This is a genomic window from Pseudomonas sp. LBUM1643, from assembly GCF_059716215.1.
Window position 1 is genome coordinate 4,285,991 of the sequence record NZ_CP166813.1, and the last position, 22,456, is coordinate 4,308,446.

General features: G+C 57.8%; 21 protein-coding genes. 9 read left to right on the forward strand and 12 right to left on the reverse strand.

Translation table 11 applies throughout. From position 1 onward, the window contains the following. Positions 1-125 precede the first annotated feature (125 nt). From ACA063_RS19285 to ACA063_RS19295, 3 genes are all read right to left on the reverse strand, one after another. Positions 126-3,278, reverse strand: a complete 3,153-nt coding sequence (locus ACA063_RS19285; protein ID WP_497662966.1) for a CusA/CzcA family heavy metal efflux RND transporter — start codon at positions 3,276-3,278, stop codon at positions 126-128. Between the two features lie 27 nt (positions 3,279-3,305). After that, a complete protein-coding gene (locus ACA063_RS19290) occupies positions 3,306-4,517 on the reverse strand; it encodes an efflux RND transporter periplasmic adaptor subunit (protein ID WP_497662967.1) in 1,212 nt (403 codons plus the stop codon). Between the two features lie 88 nt (positions 4,518-4,605). Then, the gene (locus ACA063_RS19295) at positions 4,606-5,877 is read right to left on the reverse strand and encodes a TolC family protein (RefSeq protein WP_497662968.1); all 1,272 of its coding nucleotides are present in this window, start codon (positions 5,875-5,877) and stop codon (positions 4,606-4,608) included. A 488-nt stretch (positions 5,878-6,365) separates the two neighbouring features. Between ACA063_RS19295 and ACA063_RS19300 the strand changes: the two genes are divergently transcribed. From ACA063_RS19300 to ACA063_RS19310, 3 genes are all read left to right on the forward strand, one after another. Beyond that, on the forward strand, positions 6,366-7,040 hold the full coding sequence (locus ACA063_RS19300) for a heavy metal response regulator transcription factor (protein ID WP_497662969.1): 675 nt from the start codon (positions 6,366-6,368) through the stop codon (positions 7,038-7,040). Beyond that, complete coding sequence (locus ACA063_RS19305) at positions 7,037-8,446, forward strand: heavy metal sensor histidine kinase (protein ID WP_497662970.1); 1,410 nt, start codon at positions 7,037-7,039, stop codon at positions 8,444-8,446. Before ACA063_RS19300 ends, ACA063_RS19305 begins: the two co-directional genes overlap by 4 nt. 104 nt (positions 8,447-8,550) lie before the next feature. Beyond that, a complete protein-coding gene (locus tag ACA063_RS19310) occupies positions 8,551-8,988 on the forward strand; it encodes a GNAT family N-acetyltransferase (RefSeq protein WP_497662971.1) in 438 nt (145 codons plus the stop codon). Positions 8,989-9,128: 140 nt separating this feature from the next. On the opposite strand, the gene ACA063_RS19315 is transcribed toward ACA063_RS19310, so the two are convergent. After that, a complete protein-coding gene (locus ACA063_RS19315) occupies positions 9,129-9,584 on the reverse strand; it encodes a methyltransferase family protein (protein ID WP_497662972.1) in 456 nt (151 codons plus the stop codon). A 438-nt stretch (positions 9,585-10,022) separates the two neighbouring features. Between ACA063_RS19315 and ACA063_RS19320 the strand changes: the two genes are divergently transcribed. From ACA063_RS19320 to ACA063_RS19340, 5 genes are all read left to right on the forward strand, one after another. Further along, positions 10,023-11,219: a colicin E3/pyocin S6 family cytotoxin gene (locus tag ACA063_RS19320; protein ID WP_497662973.1), complete on the forward strand. Its 1,197-nt coding sequence runs from the start codon at positions 10,023-10,025 to the stop codon at positions 11,217-11,219. Then, a complete protein-coding gene (locus tag ACA063_RS19325; RefSeq protein WP_497662974.1) occupies positions 11,216-11,440 on the forward strand; it encodes a DUF7683 domain-containing protein in 225 nt (74 codons plus the stop codon). Before ACA063_RS19320 ends, ACA063_RS19325 begins: the two co-directional genes overlap by 4 nt. 73 nt (positions 11,441-11,513) lie before the next feature. Then, positions 11,514-11,768 (forward strand): colicin E3-like toxin immunity protein, encoded by a 255-nt coding sequence (locus ACA063_RS19330; RefSeq protein ID WP_497662975.1) that lies wholly within the window; start codon positions 11,514-11,516, stop codon positions 11,766-11,768. 12 nt (positions 11,769-11,780) lie between these two features. Continuing rightward, complete coding sequence (locus ACA063_RS19335; RefSeq protein WP_497662976.1) at positions 11,781-12,035, forward strand: colicin E3-like toxin immunity protein; 255 nt, start codon at positions 11,781-11,783, stop codon at positions 12,033-12,035. Between the two features lie 126 nt (positions 12,036-12,161). Then, positions 12,162-12,413 carry a pyocin S6 family toxin immunity protein gene (locus ACA063_RS19340; RefSeq protein WP_497662977.1) on the forward strand — a complete coding sequence of 84 codons (252 nt, stop codon included), beginning with the start codon at positions 12,162-12,164 and terminating at the stop codon, positions 12,411-12,413. A 249-nt stretch (positions 12,414-12,662) separates the two neighbouring features. On the opposite strand, the gene ACA063_RS19345 is transcribed toward ACA063_RS19340, so the two are convergent. The 7 genes from ACA063_RS19345 to ACA063_RS19375 form a co-directional block, all read right to left on the reverse strand. Then, positions 12,663-14,405 (reverse strand): ABC transporter substrate-binding protein, encoded by a 1,743-nt coding sequence (locus tag ACA063_RS19345; protein ID WP_497662978.1) that lies wholly within the window; start codon positions 14,403-14,405, stop codon positions 12,663-12,665. 47 nt (positions 14,406-14,452) lie between these two features. After that, positions 14,453-14,725, reverse strand: a complete 273-nt coding sequence (locus ACA063_RS19350) for a DUF2160 domain-containing protein (RefSeq protein WP_497662979.1) — start codon at positions 14,723-14,725, stop codon at positions 14,453-14,455. Positions 14,726-14,735: 10 nt separating this feature from the next. Continuing rightward, positions 14,736-15,536: a carbohydrate ABC transporter permease gene (locus ACA063_RS19355; protein ID WP_497662980.1), complete on the reverse strand. Its 801-nt coding sequence runs from the start codon at positions 15,534-15,536 to the stop codon at positions 14,736-14,738. Between the two features lie 8 nt (positions 15,537-15,544). After that, the gene (locus tag ACA063_RS19360; protein WP_008032762.1) at positions 15,545-16,411 is read right to left on the reverse strand and encodes a carbohydrate ABC transporter permease; all 867 of its coding nucleotides are present in this window, start codon (positions 16,409-16,411) and stop codon (positions 15,545-15,547) included. After that, entirely contained in the window at positions 16,408-17,523 is a 1,116-nt protein-coding gene (locus tag ACA063_RS19365) for an ABC transporter ATP-binding protein (RefSeq protein ID WP_497662981.1), read from the reverse strand. The genes ACA063_RS19360 and ACA063_RS19365 overlap by 4 nt, the downstream gene beginning before the upstream one ends. After that, positions 17,523-18,617: an ABC transporter ATP-binding protein gene (locus ACA063_RS19370; protein WP_497662982.1), complete on the reverse strand. Its 1,095-nt coding sequence runs from the start codon at positions 18,615-18,617 to the stop codon at positions 17,523-17,525. Before ACA063_RS19370 ends, ACA063_RS19365 begins: the two co-directional genes overlap by 1 nt. A gap of 84 nt (positions 18,618-18,701) precedes the next feature. Next, on the reverse strand, positions 18,702-19,070 hold the full coding sequence (locus ACA063_RS19375) for a hypothetical protein (RefSeq protein ID WP_497662983.1): 369 nt from the start codon (positions 19,068-19,070) through the stop codon (positions 18,702-18,704). Between ACA063_RS19375 and ACA063_RS19380 the strand changes: the two genes are divergently transcribed. Continuing rightward, positions 19,069-20,919: a sigma-54-dependent Fis family transcriptional regulator gene (locus tag ACA063_RS19380; RefSeq protein WP_497662984.1), complete on the forward strand. Its 1,851-nt coding sequence runs from the start codon at positions 19,069-19,071 to the stop codon at positions 20,917-20,919. The genes ACA063_RS19375 and ACA063_RS19380 overlap by 2 nt on opposite strands. Positions 20,920-21,066: 147 nt before the next feature. Here the strand turns inward: ACA063_RS19380 and cysS are convergent, their stop codons facing one another. Next, positions 21,067-22,449, reverse strand: coding sequence for a cysteine--tRNA ligase (gene cysS / locus ACA063_RS19385; RefSeq protein WP_497662985.1), 1,383 nt, complete (start codon positions 22,447-22,449; stop codon positions 21,067-21,069). Positions 22,450-22,456 lie beyond the last annotated feature (7 nt).

The window sequence follows — 22,456 nt, forward strand, 5'->3', positions numbered from 1 at the left end:
TTATGTGCCAAAAACCTGTGAGAGAACCTGTGGGAGCGAGCCTGCTCGCGATGGCGGTGAGTCAGTCAACATCATTGCTAACTGACCCACCGCTGTCGCGAGCAGGATCGCTCCCACAAGGGCAACTATGCGGCGGATGTCACCTCTTCCTCACGCCGATGAGCCATCTGATAGAGCGCGGGCAATATCAGCAGCGTCAGGATGGTCGAGGACAGAATGCCGCCGATCACCACCGTCGCCAATGGACGCTGTACTTCCGCACCCGTGCCGGTCGCCAGGGCCATGGGAATGAAACCCAGGGAGGCCACCAGCGCCGTCATCAACACCGGTCGCAGACGTGTCAGGGCGCCTTCGTTGATCGCATCGCCGAGTGAGCTTCCCTCCTCGCGAAGATTGCGGATGAACGCAATCATCACCAGACCGTTGAGCACCGCCACCCCGGACAACGCAATAAAACCGACGCCTGCGGAAATCGATAGCGGTATGTCACGCAACCACAACGCCACGACGCCACCGGTCAAGGCGAACGGAATCCCGGTGAACACCAACAGCCCGTCCTTCAGATTGTTGAACATCATGAACAGCAGCCCGAACACCAGCAACAGCGCAACCGGCACCACAATCTGCAAGCGCTTGGCCGCTGACTGCAACTGTTCGAACTGGCCGCCCCAGCCGATCCAGTAACCGGCCGGTATCTCGACGTCCCGTTCAATGGCATCCCCCGCCTCGTTGACGAAGGAACCAATGTCCCGCCCCCGCACGTTGGCGCTGACGATCACCAGGCGCTTGCCGTTCTCGCGGCTGACCTGATTCGGCCCCAGTACGAGATCCAGGCTGGCAACGTCCTTGAGAGCGATAAAGCCGATGCGGTCGGCACTGCCATTGAGCAGCGCCGGCACCGGAATCAACAGCGCTGATAGCCCTTCAATGTCCTTGCGCATTGCGTCGGACAGTCGCACCACCATGTCGAAACGCCGGTCACCTTCATACAACGTACCCGCCTGCCGCCCACCGACCCCCACCGCGATGGTGTCTTGCACGTCGCCGACGTTTAGCCCATAGCGCGCGGCCTTGTCGCGATCGATATTGATGGTCAGCACCGGCAGGCCGGTGGTCTGTTCGACCTTGACCTCGGACGCTCCGTCGACGTTTTGCAACGCCACGGCGATCTTGGCGGCCGTGCTATTGAGCACTGTCATGTCATCCCCGAACACCTTGACCGCCACGTCACTGCGCACGCCGGAAATCAATTCGTTGAAGCGCAATTGAATTGGCTGGGACAGTTCATAGTTGCTGCCCGGCAGCGTCGCAGCGGCTTTTTGCAATTCGTCCATCAGGGTCTGCCGGGACTTGCCGGGGTCAGGCCACTGCTCTTTAGGCTTGAGCATCACATAGCTGTCAGAGATGTTCGGTGGCATGGGATCTGACGCAATTTCGGCGGTGCCGGTGCGGGCAAACACCCGCTCGACCTCCGGTACTTTTTCCAGGATCAACGTCTCCAGACGCTGCTGCATATCGACCGATTGCGTCAGGCTGGTGCCCGGTACTCGCAAGGCCTGCAAGGCAAAATCACCTTCACTGAGACTCGGCACAAATTCGCTGCCCATGCGGCTGGCCACGACGCTACTGGCGGCTACCACCCCGAGCGCCAGCGCCACGGCCAGCGCCCGGTGGGCCATGACCCACGCCAGCGCCGGTGCATACATCCGGCGCGCGCCGCGCATCACCAGGCCTTCCTGTTCCTGGACCTTGCCGGTGACGAACAGCGCTATGGCGGCCGGGACAAAGGTCACCGACAACAGCATGGCGGCCAACAGTGCGATCACCACGGTGAACGCCATCGGGTGGAACATTTTCCCTTCGACACCGCTGAGGGCGAAGATCGGCAAGTACACGACCATGATGATCAACTGGCCGAAAATCAGCGGCCGCCGCGCTTCCTTGGCCGCTGCAAAGACCTCATGAAACCGTTCGCTGCGGGTCAACAGGCGCCCGTGACGTTGCTGTGCATGGGCCAGCCGTCTCAGGGTGTTTTCCACGATCACCACCGCGCCGTCGACAATGATGCCGAAGTCCAGCGCGCCGAGGCTCATCAGGTTGGCACTGACCTTGTTGGTGAACATGCCGGTAAAGGTGAACAGCATGGACAGCGGAATCACCATCGCGGTAATGAGTGCGGCGCGGATGTTGCCGAGGAACAGGAACAGAATCGCGATCACCAGAATCGCGCCTTCGATAAGGTTTTTCTTCACCGTGGCAATCGCTTTGTCGACCAAGTGCGTGCGGTCGTAAACCGGCACAGCGATCACCCCGTCAGGCAAGGATTTGTTGATCTGTTCGAGTTTGCCGGCGACGGCTCGGGAGACGGTGCGGCTGTTCTCGCCGATCAGCATGAACACCGTGCCGAGCACCACTTCGCGACCATTTTCCGTGGCCGCGCCGCTGCGCAATTCGCGGCCAATGTCCACGCTCGCAACGTTCTTCACCCGGATCGGCATGCCGTCGACATTGGCCATAACGATGTTGGCAATGTCCTCGATACTGGCCACCTGACCGGGCGCACGAATCAGCAATTGCTCACCACTGCGCTCGATGTAACCGGCGCCGACGTTGGCGTTGTTGCGTTCAAGCGCCGTGACCAGATCGGTGAGTGTCAATTTGTACGCCGCCAGCCGTTTCGGGTCCGGCGCAATCTGGTATTCCTTGGCGAAGCCGCCGATGGTATTGATCTCGGCAACACCAGGGACGTTGCGCAATTGCGGCTTGATGATCCAGTCCTGAATCACCCGCAGATCGGTTGGCGTGTAGGCCGTGCCGTCATCCTTCAGCGCACCTTCTCTGGCTTCGACCGTCCACAGGAAAATCTCCCCGAGCCCGGTGGAAATCGGTCCCATCATCGCTTGCGCACCTTCGGGCAATTGCTCCTTGGCGATCTGTAAACGTTCGTTGACCAACTGACGGGCGAAGAACAGGTCGGTGCCTTCCTTGAAGATCACCGTGACCTGCGACAGCCCCGAACGCGACAGCGAGCGGGTCTGCTCCAGCGCTGGCAAACCGGCCATCGCGGTTTCAATCGGGAAGGTGATCCGCTGCTCGGTTTCCAGCGGTGAAAACCCGGCGGCGCCGGTGTTGATTTGCACCTGCACGTTGGTGATGTCGGGCACGGCGTCGATCGGCAGTTTTTGATAACTGGCAATGCCGAGGCCGGCCATGAGCAGAACGGCGAGCAGCACGATGATGCGCTGCTCGATGGCAAACTGGATCAGGCGTTCGAACATGAGAACCTTCTCGTCGAATGGGACGTGTTAGTGAGAATGCTCGGCCGAAGCCTTGCCCAGTTCCGACTTGAGGATGAAGCTGCCGGCGCTGGCGACTTGCACGCCCGCTTCCAACCCTGCGGTGACTTCCACCTGGCCGTCCGCGCGGCTGCCCAACTCCACGGCTCGTGCTTCGAAGCCGTCGTCGGTGCGCACGAACACCGTGGGTTTGTCCTCGACGGTCTGGATCGCGGTTTCCGGTACGGCAACCCTGGCCTGGCGGCTGTCGGTGGCAACCCTCGCGGTGACGAACAATCCAGGGCGCCACGAACCCTGGGGGTTTTCCAGCGTGACGCGCACGGTGGCGGTACGCGTCTGCTCGCCGAGCAAACTGCCGACGTAAGCCACGCTACCGACCACTTCGGCATTCAGTTCCGGGGCGCTGACGGTGACGGATTTACCTACCTGCACCTTGTTCAAATCCTTGGGCGAAACACCAAACGTCACCCACACGCGCGACAGGTCCGAGAGCGTAAAGGCCGCGGAAGATTCATCGACCACTTCCCCCGGCGTCAGGTGTTTTTCCACGACAACGCCGTCAAATGGCGCGCGTAACTCATAACGATTGCCCCCACTGGCGACCACGCTGCCACTGAGGGCACTGATCTTTTGCCGGGCATTGTCCATCGCGATTTCCGCTTCCTGCAGCGCCTGGCGGGCCTGGAGAAAATCCTGTTCGGCGGAGATTTTGTCCTGCCACAGTTTCTTCTCGCGCTCGTAGGTGGTGCGCGCCAAGGCCAGACGTCGCTGCGCGGCAGCCTGCTCACTGCGCTGCTCGGAAATCTGCTGGCTGGCGATCACCGCCAGCAATTGGCCCTTTTTCACCGTCTGCCCGAGGTTGACCTGAACCGACTCGACAACACCCGGCACCCGTGGCACCACATGCGCCGTGCGGTCGTCGTCAAAGCGCACTTCACCGGGGAACGGCAACGCCAGCGCCATGTCCTGCGCGCGTGCCTCGATCAATTGAATACCCGCTGCTGCGATTTGTTCGTTGCTGAGGGTCAGGTGCCCTTCTTCGCTTTCGCCTTCGGCATGCCCGCTGGCAGCTGCACCTTCGTCCGCATGCTCGGCATGACCGGAGGCTTCATCGGCATGGGAAGCGGGGGTCGAGATCGCCGAACCGCCCATCCACAACGCGCCCATTCCAATCCCCAACACCAATGTCGCCGCAGCGACGCCTATCAGTTTTTTATCCATGGAAACTCCTCTGCATCGTACGGTCGGCAGCCACGGGTTCCCGTGTACTGCGCGGTCGGGCAGTTGTTTAAACAAGGTGGGATGAGGTTCAGCGGCTAACGCCGACATCACCGAAAATGCGTTCGATGCGCACTCTGGCGTCTGTCGCCTCGGCAACCGCCTGCAGGTACTGCGTGCGGGCGCTGATCAAGGTTCGCTGCGCGTCGAGTACGTCGAGAAAACCGAATTTGCCCATTTCAAAACCACGGGTGGCGCTGTCCACGGCGCGTTGCGCGGCAGGCAAGATGGTTTGGTCGAACGCGTTGGCTTCACCCGCAGCGGTCTGCCACTGCGCCAGGCTGGTCTGGATCTCCGTGCGCAGGCGCAGTTCGGTGGCGTTGCGCAGGTCCCGCGCCTGATCGGTGCGGCGGGCAGCCACCAGCACATTGCCCTGGTTGCGGTTGAACAACGGAATGGGCATCGACAGCCCGACGACGTTCACCCGCTCACGCTCCAGTTCGCTATATTGGCTGCCGACACTCACTGTGAGGTCCGGGATTCGTTGCGCTTTCTCCAGCCCCAATGAAGCTTCTTGCTGATCGATCTGCAACCGGGCCAGACGCAGTTCGGCGGTTTCGTTCAGGCGCTCGAGCAGTCCGGTCGGCATGGGTGCTGCGGGCAACGTGCGGTCGGCGGTTTGTACATTGCCGAATGATGGCAACGGAGCGCCCATCACTTGCGCCAATTGCTGGTAGGCATTGGCCTGATCACGCTCGGCACGGCTCAACTCCAGTTGCACCTCCGACACCTGTACCTGCGCCCGCGTGCCTTCGACCGGTGATGCCTTGCCGGCGTCGATACGTCCTTGCGCGACCTCAAAACCGCGCTGCGCCAACGCCAGGGATCGACGCGACAACTGCACCCGTTGCTCCGCCGTCTGTGCGCTGGAAAACGCCTGAAACACATCCGCCCGCAAGGCATTGCGCTTGCGCTCCAGCTCGATCCCCGCGGCGTCCTGTGCCCGGCTGGCGACATCAATGCGCGCACCGCGCTTACCCCCCAATTCAATTGGCTGATTGATCATCACGGTGGTCGTTCGCGAGTTGCGGCGGGTGTCTTCGGCCTCCCAGGACACTTCGGGATTAGGTATCAAACCGGCCTGCCGTCGCTCGCCTTCGGCTATATCGATTTCCCATTGCACCGCCGCCAGGTCGGGATTGCCGGCAAACGCCGCTTGCAGGGCTTGATCGAGGGTCAGCGTCGAGGCCGAAGAAACGGTCGCAAACAAGGGTCCTGCGAGCAACAAAAAGCAGGTCGCGGTCACCCGCCGTCGCGTTTTTTTAAGGCGTGAGTGCGCCGTCAGTTCTCTAAACCCGGGCAATGGAATACTTCCTTTTTAAATCAAGATTCTTCGATACCGCCACGGTAGGGTTTTGAACTTATCGACAAGGTGACTGGAACATTACAAATACGTTATCCGCGCCTCTGGTTATTGGATTTGCACTAGCATTGAAGCGCCGACATCGAAAATGGCAATACAAAGAAACATATGGACTTTATTAATCTGCCGAACAGCGCTTGCCCGTTTTTGGTTTCCATGAGGGTCGAGAATTTTTAACACCTTCACCCGTGCTTTTCTGCGACACGCTGTCGCAGACGCCCTGTTTAAAGGCTGAAAACTGAGGATTATGTTTGACTCTGTAGCTACTACAGACTTTACCTTGACGCCCTCACATGCAGATTTGTCTGTAGGAAAGCAGCACAAACGCCATACAGCTGTCATTGAACCTTGTTCGGAAGTATTACAAAAACAATAACTTTCCCGACCACATTAATTATTGAATCATTAAAAATAAGTGGTGACTGACCATGCGAATCCTTGTCATTGAGGACGAGCTTAAAACTGCCGAGTACTTGCATCAGGGACTGACGGAAAGTGGATATATAGTTGATCGAGCCGCCACCGGCGCCGATGGACTTCATCTGGCCCAACAACAGGTTTATGACCTGGTGATACTCGATGTTAACTTGCCGGAACTGGATGGCTGGGCCGTGCTTGAGCAACTGCGTCGAACCCGCGCCACCCGCGTGATGATGCTGACCGCACGCGGTCGCCTCGCCGACAAAATCCGTGGCCTGGACCTGGGCGCCGACGATTACCTGGTCAAACCGTTCGAGTTCCCGGAGCTGCTGGCACGCGTGCGTTCGTTGCTGCGGCGCAGCGAACAGATTCAGGTGCCACAGGTGCTCAAGGTCGCCGACCTGGAACTCGATCCGGGGCGTCATCGCGCATACCGCGGTGAGCAGCGCATCGATTTGACCACCAAGGAATTTGCCCTGCTGCACCTGCTGATGCGCCAGTATGGCGAAGTGCTCACCCGTACCCAGATCATTTCACTGGTCTGGGACATGAACTTTGATTGCGATACCAACGTGGTTGAAGTGTCGATCCGCCGTCTGCGCGCGAAAATCGACGACCCGTTCGACAGCAAGCTCATCCATACCCTGCGCGGTGTCGGCTACGTATTGGAGGCACGGGAATGAAGCCGGCCAGCCTGTCGTTACGACTAGGCCTGACGGTCAGTTTGCTGGGTGCCCTGCTGGTGGTGTTCCTCGCGGTACTGGCCTTTTTTGCCCTGACTCATGAATTGAACACGCTCTCCAGAGACAGCCTGGCCAAGAAGATGGAACAGGTTGAACACAGCCTGTCGCTGTACGGCACTGCGAGCGAAATCAATACCCAGCCGCACACCCTGCTTGATCAAGTCATGGGGCACGACAACCTGACGCTGACCATCTACAACCAGGCCAACCTGCGCGCACCACTGTTGAAAACAGGCTCCGGCATGGCCGATCCGCGCATTGAAATGAAAGCGGCAATCTCGGTGACCGACGCACTTTCCTATGCCACACACACCGATGCAGAAGGTGGTCGATTTCTTACCGCATCAAAGCTCATGCGGCTCAAGGACGGGACGGACGCAGCCGTACTGCTGTCGATGGACAGCGCCAACGATGACGCCCTGCTCAACGCGTATCTGCACTCGACGCTCATTGCATTGCCGCTGCTGCTGATCCTGATCGGTCTCAGTGCCTGGGCCGTGGTGCAGCGGGGATTGGCACCGCTGCGCGAGTTTCGCAAAGTGGCGGCGATGGTCTCGGCGCAAGACCTCAGTCACAGACTTTCAGTGGTCAAGATGCCCCAGGAACTCAGCGAGCTGGCACAGGGCATCAACTTCATGCTGTACCGCCTCGACAGCGGTGTGCAGCAACTGTCGCAATTCTCCGACGATCTGGCCCATGAATTACGCTCGCCCATCAACAACCTGATGGGCAAGGCCCAAGTCACCCTGTCCAGGGAGCGAACGACGGAGGAATACAAAACCGTGCTGGCCTCCTGTACCGAGGAGCTGGAGCGCGTTGCGCGAATTGTCTCGGACATGCTGTTTCTGGCACAGGTCAGCCAACCCTTGGCGCTCGCGCCTTTCGAGTCGATTCAACTGGAAAATGAAGCGTTGAAAGTCGCCGACCTGTTCTCCCTGTCAGCGCAGGAAAAGCAGATCAGCCTGAACGTCGTCGGCAGTGGGCGGGTGCTTGGCGATTGCTTGATGATTCAGCGGGCGATCTCGAATTTGCTGTCCAATGCGTTGCGCCACTGCCCGTGCGGGGAAACTGTTTCTTTGGTCATTGAACAGGATACGGCGCAGGTTTCGCTGTCAGTCAGCAACCCTGGAGCAGGGATCGAAGCACAGCATTTGCCGCACCTGTTCGACCGTTTTTACCGGGTCGACAGCAGCCGTTCACGGGCACAGGGCAGCACCGGATTGGGCCTGGCGATTGTGCGTTCGATCATGAATCTGCATCAGGGTATGGCGGAGGTCAGGAGTGTGCCGGGCGAGATGACTGTGTTTCGGTTGGGGTTTGTGAGTGATGATGGAAGGTTACGTTGAGCGGGTGGCGTTGCAGGTTGAACTTTATGCGTCCCATGTAGCAAAATTAATTGTTGTACCAAAAGCCGTACGGCACCTAAAAGTTGTATGACCGGAGCAATAAAGTGGAAATCAGGATTGATATATTGGATTCGCCAACAAAAAAGGATCAAGGAGTTCTGAATAATAGGTTTTCAGAATATCTTCGAATTCAATATCCAAATCTACCGCCAGAATCGGAAGATAAAATATTTATGGTGGTTGCACACGATGAAGCAGGCGACTACATCGGTGCAATAAGCTGTAATTGTTACTGGGACGGCTTAGAAATTGATACTTTTTGGGTAAAGGAATCTTATCGCGGTAAAAAAGTCGGTTCTATGCTATTGGAAAAAGCAGAAATGATTGGCGCCAACAATGGGGCAGTGGTGGCATTCTTAAAAACCTTTGATGCTAAACACTTCTATGAGCGGCATGGGTATGAGATTTATGGTGTTCTTGAGGATCGCCCCATCGGGACTAACCTGTATCATTTAAAGAAACGGCTAGTAAAACATGCATAACAACTGGTTCAAACCGTTCGCTTCGGTCACTGGGACGGGCTAAAGCCCTCCCCTTAACCAAATGCTGGTCAGCGTTCGAATTGGGTAGATTCCGGCCTTTCAATAAGGGCAACAATCAGACAAAAACGGACGTCCCCTTTCTAGAGCCAACGTCTAACCCGGCTGCAGTATTGCGTGAATTCGCTCCCGAAAAGACTGGCAAGGGCCCGCTCCTCAGGCCGGATCTGGAAAAGATTCATATACATCACGAAGCCCAGTACGCCTAGGAGTGCCGGCGGCCAGGCGAGGAAGATTGACCAGGCTATCAGGACTGTGGCGAAGCCTAAGTACATGGGGTTGCGTGTATATCTGTAGACGCCCGAGCTGACCAGGGCCGACGCCGTTTCCGGCTTCAGCGGGTTGACCGTGGTGCGGGCGCGGCGGAAGGACAGCACGCCGGCGAGACAAGTAGCGACGCCTGCTAGTAACACCACCAGCATCAAGCCAGTACGCCACTCCATCGTCAGCTCCAACGCTCCCGGTGAGTCAGGAGCAGCGAGCCATGTCAACAGGCCGAACAGGATAGCAACCAGCGGCGGAGGGATGCGGTTGTCCATGATGAATTCCCATTAGATAAGAACGTGCTACTAGAGTGAGGGTTATAGCTACTATAGGGTCAAGCACTATGAGCACGATGGAGAATGAGGAAAAAGGAAGCCAGTATCATCGAGCTCAAAGCAGTGATCATCCGTGACTACAATCAGTGAACCAGCCCGGATTTCTTAGACAGTGAACGACCGCTTTGGCCACATTCTGCTGGTCATCACTGCGGCGTAATCCGGTCAGTTCGAATGAAATTGACTGAACAGTGGCGCGCAAATGGAGGGTCACGTTCAGGCAATGACGTAACTGCCCTACTCCTCTTCACCTCATGGTAAATAACGACCCGTCCTAGCGTCATCAAAGACGCTTCCTACAGCCACGAATTGCCACGTTCGTTAACGTCGCGCAGCCCTTAACGGGGCTGTCGATGGACGTACTCACAAGGACAATCAGTGGCTGGCAAACCGGGCATACCCCAGATTCAGAACCCGCCGTCCGGCGACGGGCATCACATTTCTTACCGCGACATGACGACTGCCGAATTGGCAACGCGGGACGCCAGGCAAAAAGCTTATGACGACATGCTCGCGAGGCAAAGAGCCTATGAGGACAGGCTTCCCGTTCCCATAGAAAAGCAGAAAGTCATTCGCACTGGCTGCGTCTTCGCCAAGTCCTGCAATTTGCCGGACGCCATCATCGACTACTCGTATCCATCGGGCATGGTGCCGGTCGATAGCCTCAAGGATTACGGAGAGATCGCCTGGCTTGGGGGTCGCGAAGCGGACGATGCCGGGCTGCTGGATCTGCAAACAATCAGCGGCAACGTCACAGCACTCGGCATCGGCCGACTTGCACTTCGCGCGCCGACGATCGCCGCTTCTACCCTAAGCGTCGGGGCCGTACTCGGCGCAGCTGGCGCTTCAGTGCTGGCCGGCGTAGTGGCAGTGTTCTGGACGCCAAGCCTTGGCGACAGCGCGCTTTATTCCGACGAACAATTGCGGGCACTGAAACAGGCCCGTACCCGCGTTCGGCTGAACGTCGAACAGCAGGCTGACGGCAGTCTCAAGGGTTACGGTTTTTACACAGGCAAGAACCGCGATTGGGAAATGGTCGATGTCGTGCAGTTCACACTGCGCGGCACTCAGCAAGTGGCCGACCTGGGGGATGGTGTCGAGCTAATCTGGACTCCTGCCGAGGACGGATCCGACATTCGTGGGATCCCGGCACTGCAAGCTGCGCCGCAAGCACCGCACATCTGGGTTTATCCGCCGACGGAACTCGCCGGCAGCATTATCGTTAATCCGATTTACCCGCCTGAGTACAAGGATTTCATTCTTGTGTTCCCGGTGGGGTCGGGGGTTAGGCCGGTTTATGTAGTACTAAGCTCGCCTCAGGTCACCTATCACCAAAAGCCTGATTTTCTTCCAGCTTTTCCGGACACTAGAAGGGCGCCCCCAAAAACTATAATTCAAGGCGGCGGGGGATTACGCCCCCGCTGGAAGGATAGAAAAGGAACGATTTACGAGTGGGACTTCCGGCATGGGGCAGTGGAAAAATACAACAAGCGCGGAAAACATCTTGGAGAGTTCAACCATGAAACGGGTGTCCAAAATAAACCTGCAGACCCAACAAGGACAGTAGAACCATGAAATTTATCGTTATGGGAGTTCCGGAAGGTGAAGACTTCCCTTCCTTTGAAAAGGAAATCCCGATTGCGCTTACTGAACTCGCGTTGATCATGGGCTGGAAAACTGATGAAGACCCATTACATGATTACCTGCTAACAGAGCAACACCTCGCCGCGATAGAAAAAGCCTGTTCGATCGCGCTGCCTAAAAATCTTAATTTTTTCCTGACTTCTTACGATTAACGATTACCAAAAATGGAGTTCCCAAGTGCTCTCCCCGACAGGACATAAATATGACGGTAACTATGGAGACGGCATGGGTTTGAGAATCAGAATGGAATGGTACGACAAAGAATCCGAGCTGGGCGTCGGGGAGGAGATGTCAAAAGATTTTGGTCAGGACCCCTTTGTGTTGGATGCGCTAGGCATCCCCATTGAGAACAATATTAACAACGGGGGATTCGATGTCGGGGAAGATTGGGTCGCTCATCTTCAACCTCATTTTCAGCATGCTATCGATCTGTCCGCCTACGACTATCAGGTGGCGTTTGACTATCGTGATGTCTGGTAACTCGAGGAAGCAATGGGAATAAAAGTCAGATTGAACTGGTACGACAAAGAAACGGAAATAGGAGTTGGCAAGGAATACTCCGTGGACCTCGGCGATGATGGTTCGGTAATCGAAGCATTGGGACTCATGGCGGAACCAGAGATATACGACGGAGGGTTTGACGTCTTAGCCGCGTGGATTCCTGAGCTTCAATCTTTGTTCAAGCACCAAATTGAACCTGCCGTTTTTGATTACCAAGTTTCATTTAGGTATCGGCACGTATGGTAGTAACCCGTCGTGTTGGGAGATCAAAAGATCGCAGCCTGCGGCAGCTCCTACAGGGGCCACACCCTATATCCGGGTCAATTGTCTGACAGAGTTGGCTGACGGCATCAGTGACAGGTAAAGAAGAAAATGCGCCACCTATCCATCACCGGTTTTTACCCGGACGAAAAGCAGGACGATTCATTGCAGTTTGAGCTGACGGTAAAAGAGCAGGCGTTAAACCAGGTACTTACTCAGCTGACTGAATCAAAAACTCTAGAAGAAATAGAACCTGGCGAGCTTGAGCTGACGGGCAGCCAAGTGGCTCAAATTTCAAGACTTCTCAAAGTGGATTTCCCCGAAGGCCTGGAGTACTTCATCGGTACTCGGGCGCCATCCTGAATGCCTCAACCACAAATCGCCCCTATACCCGGTTGCTCAACCAGGAGACCTTGTTTGGCTGATGAAATTTCGCGACTGAACTGGCCTCATCGCGAGCAGGCTCGCTCCTACAGTGGATCTGCGGTGCACACAAACTCTGTGCATGACACAGCCCCATGTGGGAGCGAGCCTGCTCGCGATTGCGATCGAACAGACACCCACAAAAAACGGCACCTTTCGGTGCCGTTTGCCTTTTAAAACACAACCAGCCTACTTACGCGCATCCGCCCACGATTTCAGCAGTTCGGTGTAGCTCACGGTTTCGCCTTTAGGCTTTTCGTTCGCCAGTTTCGGTTTCGGTGCGCCAGGCTGATCGAACCAGTATTGCGCGTCCCGCTCCGGGTTCATTTTCGGTCCGCACACCGTTTGCACCTTGGAGCGTTCGAGCCGCGTCATGATGGCGTCCTGGTCCTTGGCCAGACCGTCGAGTGCCTGTTGTGGGGTTTTCTCGCCGCTGGCCGCTTCGGCGATGTGGCTCCACCACAGTTGCGCCAGGCGTGGGTAGTCAGGCACGTTGGTCCCGGTCGGGGTCCATTGCACGCGCGCCGGGCTGCGGTAGAACTCCACCAGGCCACCGAGTTTCGGTGCCAGGTCGGTCATGGCTTGCGAGTTGATGTCCGACTCACGAATCGGTGTCAGGCCGACGATGGTTTTCTTCAGCGAAACGGTTTTCGAGGTCACGAACTGCGCGTACAGCCAGGCCGCGAGTTTCTGTTTCTCCGGCGTGGATTTGAGGAAGGTCCAGGAGCCTACGTCCTGATACCCCAGCTTCATCCCCTCTTCCCAGTACGGGCCGCGCGGCGAAGGCGCCATCCGCCATTTCGGTGTCCCGTCAGCATTCATCACCGGCAGGCCCGGCTTGGTCATGTCGGCGGTAAACGCGGTGTACCAGAAGATCTGCTGGGCGATGTTGCCTTGGGACGGTACCGGGCCGGATTCGGAGAAGGTCATGCCCGCCGCTTCCGGTGGCGCATAGGCCTTGAGCCAGTCGACGTATTTCTGCGTCGCGAACACCGCAGCCGGGCCGTTGGTGTCGCCGCCTCGGGTCACGCTGGAGCCGACCGGGTGGCAGTCCTCGACGCGGATGCCCCACTCGTCCACCGGCAAACCGTTGGGAATGCCTTTGTCGCCGCCACCGGCCATGGAGAACCACGCATCGGTGAAACGCCAGCCCAGTGACGGGTCTTTCTTGCCGTAGTCCATGTGCCCGTAAATACGTTTGCCGTCGATTTCCTTGACGTCTTCGCTGAAGAATTTGGCGATGTCTTCATAGGCTGACCAGTTCACCGGCACGCCCAATTCGTACCCGTACTTTTCCTTGAATTTGGCTTTCAGGTCAGGCCGCTCGAACCAGTCGGCGCGAAACCAATAAAGGTTGGCGAATTGCTGGTCGGGCAGTTGATAGATCTTGCCGTCCGGCGCGGTGGTGAAGGAAATGCCGATGAAGTCTTTGATGTCCAGGGTTGGCGAGGTGAAGTCCTTGCCTTCGTTGGCCATCAGGTCGGTGATCGATTCGGTCTTGCCGTAGCGAAAATGGGTACCGATCAAGTCGGAGTCGTTGACCCAGCCGTCATAGATGCTCTTGTCCGACTGCATCACGGTTTGCAGCTTTTCCACCACGTCGCCTTCTTGCAGCAGGTCGTGGGTCAGCTTGATCCCGGTGATCTCGGTAAAGGCCTTGGCCAGCACCTTGGACTCGTATTCATGGGTGGTCAGGGTTTCCGAGACGACCTTGATGTTCATCCCGCGGAACGGCTCGGCCGCCTTGATGAACCACTTCAGTTCCGCGAGCTGCTGCTCTGGCGTGAGGGTGGACGGTTTGAATTCGCTGCCTATCCATTTCTTCGCGGCATCTTCATAAGCATCGGCCCAAGCCGCAGCGCTCAACCCGCTGAGTGCCAGCATGGCTGCCAATGAAACGCTATGTCGCAGCTTATTGTTTTTGTCGAACATAGAGACCTCCTGTTTGATTTTCGGAGCAACATTGCCGATCGATTCGACTAGCCCCAGCGCATCACAGCCAACAGCCACACCAGGGACAACGCGGACGCGACCCAGATGCTCCAGTCGGTGACGCCGATTACCAGCAGATGCAGGTAGGCGCTGCCGAGAAGACCGATAAACAGCCGATCGCCACGAGTGGTGGCAATCGGTAGAAAACCTCGCCGCAGAATGCTCGGCGAACGCAATTCCCAGGTCGTCATGCCTACCAGAATCAGGCCAATGACGATGAAGAACACCGCGGTGGGAACCGTCCAACTCATCCATTCCATCATCAGTTCCTCATACCCGGCCGAGGGCAAAGCCCTTGGCCACGTGGTTACGGACAAACCAGATCACCAGCATGCCGGGCAGGATGGTCAACACCCCCGCCGCTGCAAGCACGCCCCAGTCGATACCGGACGCCGAGACCGTCCGGGTCATCACCGCCGCAATCGGTTTGGCATTCACCGACGTCAGCGTGCGCGCCAGCAGCAATTCGACCCAGGAAAACATGAAGCAGAAAAACGCCGTAACCCCGATGCCGGAGCCAATCAGCGGAATGAAAATCTTCACGAAGAACTTGGGAAAACTATAGCCGTCGATGTAGGCCGTTTCGTCGATCTCCTTGGGAACGCCCGACATGAACCCTTCAAGAATCCACACCGCCAACGGCACGTTAAACAAGCAGTGAGCCAAGGCCACTGCAATGTGGGTGTCAAACAGGCCGATCGACGAATACAGCTGGAAAAACGGCAGCAGGAACACCGCAGGCGGCGCCATGCGGTTGGTCAGCAGCCAGAAGAACAGGTGCTTGTCGCCGAGAAAACGATAGCGCGAGAACGCATAAGCTGCCGGCAACGCGACGCTCAGGGAGATCACCGTGTTCAGGCTGACGTAATACAGTGAATTGAGGTAACCGGTGTACCAGGCCGGATCGGTAAAGATCACCTTGTAATTGGCGAGAGTGAAATCCTGCGGAAAGAGTGTCAGGCCACCGAGGATTTCGGTGTTGCTCTTGAACGACATGTTCAGCAGCCAGTAGATCGGGACCAGCAGGAACAGGATGTAGACGAGCAGCGGGATCAGCTTTCTTTTGCTCATGGCAGACCTCAGCGGTTGGCGTCAGAGTGAGTCATGGCGGTGTAGAACAGCCAGGACACCAACAGGATGATCAGGAAGTACACCAGCGAGAACGCCGCGGCCGGACCGAGGTCGAACTGCCCGATGGCCATTTGGGTGAGGGTCTGGCTGAGGAAGGTCGTGGCATTCCCCGGGCCGCCACCGGTCAGCACGAACGGCTCGGTGTAGATCATGAAGCTGTCCATGAACCGCAGCATCACCGCGATCAACAGCACGCTCTTGAGCTTGGGCAACTGGATGTGCCGGAAGACCGCCCACGCCGACGCCCGATCAATTCGCGCCGCCTGGTAATACACATCCGGAATGGCGCGCAGGCCGGAGAAGCACAGCAGTGCCACCAGGGACGTCCAGTGCCAGACGTCCATCACCAGCACCGTGACCCAGGCGTCCATGGTGTTCGCCGCGTAGTTGTAGTTGATGCCCATGGCGTTGAGGCTGGAGCCCAGCAAGCCAATGTCGGCGCGGCCGAAGATCTGCCAGATGGTGCCGACCACGTTCCACGGAATCAGCAGCGGAATCGCCAGGATGATCAGCACCAGCGAGGACCAGCGGCCCTTGGTCGGCATGGTCAGGGCAATGGCGATGCCCAGCGGGATTTCGATCAGCAGCACGCAACCGGAATAGATGAACTGGCGCAGCAGCGAGTCATGCAGGCGCGGATCGAGCAGTACCTGCTTGTACCAATCGGCGCCGACGAAGTAGCGGCTGGACTGGTCGAAAATGTCCTGCACCGAATAGTTGACCACGGTCATCATCGGGATCACCGCACTGAAGGCCACCAGCAAAAACACCGGCAACACCAGCCACCAGGCCTTGTTGTTCTGCACCTTATTCATGGCTGCTCCCTGTTATTGGCTTGCGCTGGCAACAGGTAGTCATCGGCATAGACCATCAACCATTGCGCCGGAAAACTGATGTACGCCGTGCCTTCCGGCACCGGTTTGTCTTCGGCGAGGCGCACTTTTAAGGGTGCGCCGTCGAGGTTGAGCGTCATGATCTTGTAGGTGCCGAGGTCTTCGACGTGTACGACGTCTGCCTGCATGGCGTCATCAAAGGGCTCGTCCCACACATGGATGAACTCCGGACGGATGCCGACTTTCAGGGTGTGCCATTCGGACTCGGCGATGCGCTGTAGCTGGGCGTCGGACAACGGTAGATGGGTCGACGCGAAACCCACGCCCCCCGGCTGCGGCTGCACTTCGATCAGGTTCATACCGGGGCTGCCAATGAAGTAACCGACAAAGGTGTGGCTTGGCCGCTCGAACAATTCTCGTGGCGTACCGAACTGCACGATCTGTCCGCCATACATGACCGCGATCTTGTCGGCGAAGGTCGAGGCCTCCAGTTGATCGTGGGTGACGTAGACCATGGTGATGTTGAACTGCTCGTGAATCTGCTTGAGCTTGCGCCGCAGCTTCCATTTAAGGTGCGGGTCGATCACCGTCAGCGGCTCATCGAAGAGGATGGCGGAAACGTCATCGCGCACCAGCCCGCGCCCCATGGAGACTTTTTGTTTTTCGTCAGCGGTGAGGTTGCGTGCCTTCTTGTTCAACAGCGCCTGCAGGTCGAGGACCTCGGCGATTTCCTGAACCTTGCTGTGGATTTTCGCCTCGCCCATGCCTTGATTACGCAGCGGGAAGGCGAGGTTGTCGAACACGGTCATGGTGTCGTAGACCACCGGAAACTGGAAAACCTGGGCGATGTTGCGCTTCTCAGGTGTCAGGTCGTTGACCACTTTGTTGTCGAACAGCACCTGGCCCTGGGAGGGACTCAGCAAACCGGAAATGATGTTGAGCAAGGTCGATTTTCCGCAGCCCGAAGGCCCGAGCAACGCGTACGCACCGCCCTGCTCCCAGATGTGGTCCATCTCGCGAATCGCGTAATCCTCCGGACCGGTCGGTGTGCGGGTGTAGCTGTGGGCGAGGTTCTGTAAACGGATTTCGGCCATCAGGCAACCCTCGCAATACGGCGACCGGGCGCCTGGACCAGCCGCCCCTGCGCATCGAAGACAAACAGTTTATGGGTCGGTATATAGATGCGAATCGGCGCATCCACGTCGTATTCATGAACGCCGGGCAGGTGCAGCACCAACAGGAAATGTTCGTTGCGCACGTGCAGGAAGGTTTCCGAACCACTGATCTCGGCCACCTCGACGGTCACCGCCAGTTCCAGGTCATCGTCGTTGCTCGGCACCAGCGAGATATGGCTGGGCCGCACGCCGAAGCGGAACTCGCCCTCGCCCACCGGTCGCAGGTCGACGTTCAGCGGAAAGTGCACAAAGTTGGCGAAGCTGACTTCGTTGCCGGCGATGCGTCCCGGCATCAGGTTGATTGGCGGCTCGGAGAACAGCTCGGCGGCCAGCACGGTTTGTGGCTGGTGATAGACCTCGGAAGACTTGCCGCTCTGGATCACCCGCCCCTCGTGAAGAATGGTCGTGGTGCCGCCCAGGGCCAGGGCTTCGTTAGGTTCGGTGGTGGCGTAGATGGCAATGGTGTGCCGAGCCTTGAACAGCTCGCGCATTTCCTGACGCAGCTCTTCGCGAAGCTTGTAGTCGAGGTTGACCAGCGGCTCGTCGAACAGGATCAGCTCGGCATCCTTCACCAATGCCCGGGCCATGGCGGTGCGCTGTTGCTGGCCACCGGAGAGTTCGAGGGGATGGCGCTGGAGGAATTTCTCGATGCGCAGCATCTTCGCGGTTTCGAGCACTTTGCTCTGGATCATTTCGTTGGAAACACCGCCCTGGCGCAACGGCGAGGCGATGTTCTCGAACACGGTCATGGTCGGGTAGTTGATGAACTGCTGATAAACCATCGACACGTTGCGCAGGCGCACCGGCCGCTGGGTGACGTCGACACCATTCATCAGGATGCGGCCACTGTCGGGCTTGTCCAGACCGGCCATCAGGCGCATGAGGCTGGTTTTGCCGGAAAGGGTGCGACCGAGCAAAACGTTGAAGGAACCAGGTTCGAAACTCAGGCTGGCATCGTCGATCCAGATCTGGCCCTCGACGGTGCGGCTGACGTGTTCCAGGGTTAATGACATGGCTCGGCCTTTTTATTATTGGAGTCAAGCGACCGAAGCTACAGAGCGACATTCGTGCCAGAAATTGTAAGTGATTGATCCGCTTCAGAATCCTCTGAAACGGTGTTGATATCGCTTTCGATGCTGAACAGAAATGAACAATCGCACTTGAACAATTGAACAGTTCGAACGTTGACAATGAACAATAGTGAACAACACTGTACGGATGCTTTTAGCGTGGCCCGCCACATTCATCGCGCAATGCACGCGGTCCCTGTAGGAGCTGCCGCAGGCTGCGATCTTTTGACTTTCAGGTTCTGTACAAATGCCGAAGATCAAAAGATCGCAGCCTTCGGCAGCTCCTACAGGTATTGTTTTCGGCGTGATATCGCGGCGGCCGAAAGAGGCGCTGTAGCGTTCTGAATGTTCTGCAAGCCCCATAAAAACAATAAAAGCCCAGAGATCGACTGCCATGGCCGCACCTGCCCAGCCGCTGTCCCACGACGCCATCATTCAGGATTCATGGTCCCGATGCCGCGCGTTTGGTCTCAATCATCAAAGCGCCCCGAAATTCGACCAACTGCCCGCCGAGGGCATTGCGCAGTTGCTCGAGAGCCAGCACTCGCTGGTGCAGACCACTCACCAGGAAGTGCTGCCGTATTACGAGAACATCCTCAGCAACTCCAACTGCCTGATCATGCTCGCCGACAATCAGGGACAGGTGCTCACGTCCTGGGGCACCCAGCGGTTTATCGAGCCGAAACTGACCCATGGCTTCAGTGCCGGCGCGAGCTGGATGGAACGTTGCAGCGGCACCAATGCCATCGGCACCGCACTGGCGTGCGAGCAGGCAGTGCACATCGAGCACGATGAGCATTTCCTCAAGGCCAACCGCTTCATGACCGGTTCCGCCGCACCTATTTTCGATGCCGAGCGCAAGGTCATCGCGGTGCTTGACGTGTCCAGCGACAGCTATTTGCCGCCCTCCCACACCCTGGGCATGGTCAAGATGATGAGCCAGACCGTGGAGAACCGGTTGATCCTTAACCTGTTCCATGGCCAGCATTTTCAACTGACCTTCAACACCGGGTTGAACAACCTGGACAGCCAATGGGCCGGGCTGTTGATTTTCGATGAGACCGGTCAGGTGCTGTCAGCCAATCGAAGGGCCGACAATTTGCTGGGCATCAGCCTGTCGCGGGTCAGCGTTGAAAGTCTGTTCAAGGTCTCGCTGCTGGAGCTGCTGAATCAGCCGGACGATCTACCGTTCGCCCTGCAGACGTCGGGGCGCAACCGCTTTCAGTGCCTGTTGAAACGACCTAAACAAGTACCGATCCAGGCACGGCTGTTTTCCGAACCGAAAAGCGCCGAACCCGCCGTGGCCGCACCGGCAGCGATCAGCCTGAGCACCCTGCACTTCGGTGACAGCCGCGTGGAAAAGGCCGTGCGGCAGGCCGAGCGCTTGCTGGAAAAAGACATTCCACTGCTCATCCACGGTGAAACCGGGGTCGGCAAGGAAGTGTTCGTCAAAGCCCTGCATCAAGCCAGCTCTCGAAGCAAACAGGCGTTTATTGCCGTGAACTGTGCAGCGATCCCCGCCGAACTGGTGGAATCGGAATTGTTTGGCTACGAGAAGGGAGCGTTCACGGGAGCGAACCAGAAAGGCAGCATCGGGCTGATCCGCAAGGCCGACAAGGGCACCCTCTTCCTTGATGAAATCGGCGACATGCCGCTGCCGACACAGGCCCGACTATTAAGGGTATTGCAGGAACGTTGCGTGCAGCCGGTGGGCAGTAGCGAGTTGTTCCCGGTGGATATCCGGATTATTTCGGCGACCAACCGTTCGTTGCGCGAGCAGGTGCAATTGGGGCGGTTTCGTGAAGACCTGTATTACCGGATTGGTGGTTTGACCCTGGAATTACCGCCACTGCGCGAACGCAGCGACAAGCAGGCGCTGTTCACACGGATCTGGGAACAGCATCGCGAGACGTCGCAATGGGCGGGGTTGAGTCGTGAGGTGATGGACTTGTTCAGTCGTCATCCGTGGCCTGGGAATTTGCGTCAGGTCAGCAGCGTGATGCAGGTGGCGCTGGCCATGGCCGAGGAACAACCGGTGCGGCCGGAGCATTTGCCGGATGATTTTTTTGTGGACCTGGAGATGGAGCCGGTGGATTCGCCGGAGTCGCTGACGGTGGATTTGAATGATGCCGAGGATTTGAATCGGCAGTTGGCGGCGGCCGGGGGGAATATTTCCCATTTGGCCCGTCGGCTTGGGGTTAGTCGCAATACCCTTTACAAGCGGTTGCGCCAGTTAGGGGGTTAACGCCGAAAAGCAAAAGATCGCAGCCTTCGGCAGCTCCTACAGGGGTATGCATTCCAACTGTAGGAGCTGCCGCAGGCTGCGATCTTTTGATCTTGAAGCAAACAAAAACCCGCACGAGGCGGGTTTTGTTTGTAGCGAACAATGCAATCAGTCAGCCAGACGCCAGGTCGTGCCACCCTTGCCGTCTTCCAGCACCACGCCCATGGCGGTGAGCTGGTCGCGGATGCGGTCGGACTCGGCCCAGTCTTTACCGGCACGCGCCGCCAGACGCGCGGCGATCAGTGCATCGACCTCAGCCGCGTCAACCCGCCCTTCAGCACCCGCCTGAAGGAAGTCGTCCGCTTGCAGCTGCAACACACCCAGCACGCTGGCCAGCTCTTTCAAGCGAGCCGCCAGACCTGCTGCTGCATCGATATCGCTCTCGCGCAGACGGTTGATCTCGCGAACCATCTCGAATAACACCGCGCAGGCTTCCGGCGTACCGAAGTCGTCGTTCATCACCTGGGTGAATCGCTCCACAAAGGCTTCACCGCCAGCCGGCGCGACGCTCGGCAGGCCTTTCAACGCGTGGTAGAAACGCTCGAGTGCGCCCTTGGCGTCCTTGAGGTTGTCTTCCGAATAGTTGATCGCGCTGCGGTAATGGCTCGACACCAACAGGTAACGCACGACCTCCGGGTGGTATTTTTCCAGCACGTCGCGAATGGTGAAGAAGTTGTTCAAGGACTTGGACATCTTCTCGCCATTGATGCGAATCATGCCGCAATGCATCCACGCGTTGGCGTAGGTCTTGCCGGTGGCCGCTTCGCTCTGGGCGATTTCGTTTTCGTGGTGCGGGAACTCCAGGTCGCTACCGCCGCCATGAATGTCGAAGGTCTCGCCCAGGCAGCACGTCGACATCACCGAGCACTCGATGTGCCATCCCGGACGACCGTCGCCCCACGGCGAAGGCCAGCTTGGCTCGCCCGGCTTGGTGGCTTTCCACAGCACGAAGTCCAGCGGGTCCTGCTTGGACTCGTCGACTTCGATGCGCGCGCCGATGCGCAGGTCTTCGATCTTCTTGCGCGACAGTTTGCCGTAGCCCATGAATTTGGCGACACGGTAATACACGTCGCCATTGCCCGGTGCGTAGGCGTAACCCTTGTCGATCAGGGTCTGGATCATGCTCAGCATGCCCGGAATATGATCCGTGGCGCGCGGCTCCATGTCCGGCTTGAGGATGTTGAGGCGCGCCTCGTCCTCGTGCATCGCGGTGATCATGCGCTCGGTCAACGCGTCGAACGGCTCGCCATTCTCCTTCGCCCGATTGATGATCTTGTCTTCGATGTCGGTGATGTTACGCACGTAGGTCAGGTTGTAACCGCTGAACCGCAACCAGCGGGTCACCAGGTCGAACGCGACCATGCTGCGGCCATGGCCAATGTGGCAGTAGTCGTACACGGTCATCCCGCAGACGTACATGCGCACATTGTTGCCATCCAGCGGCTTGAAGACTTCTTTGCTCTTGGTGAGCGTGTTGTAGATCGATAGCACTTTAGTC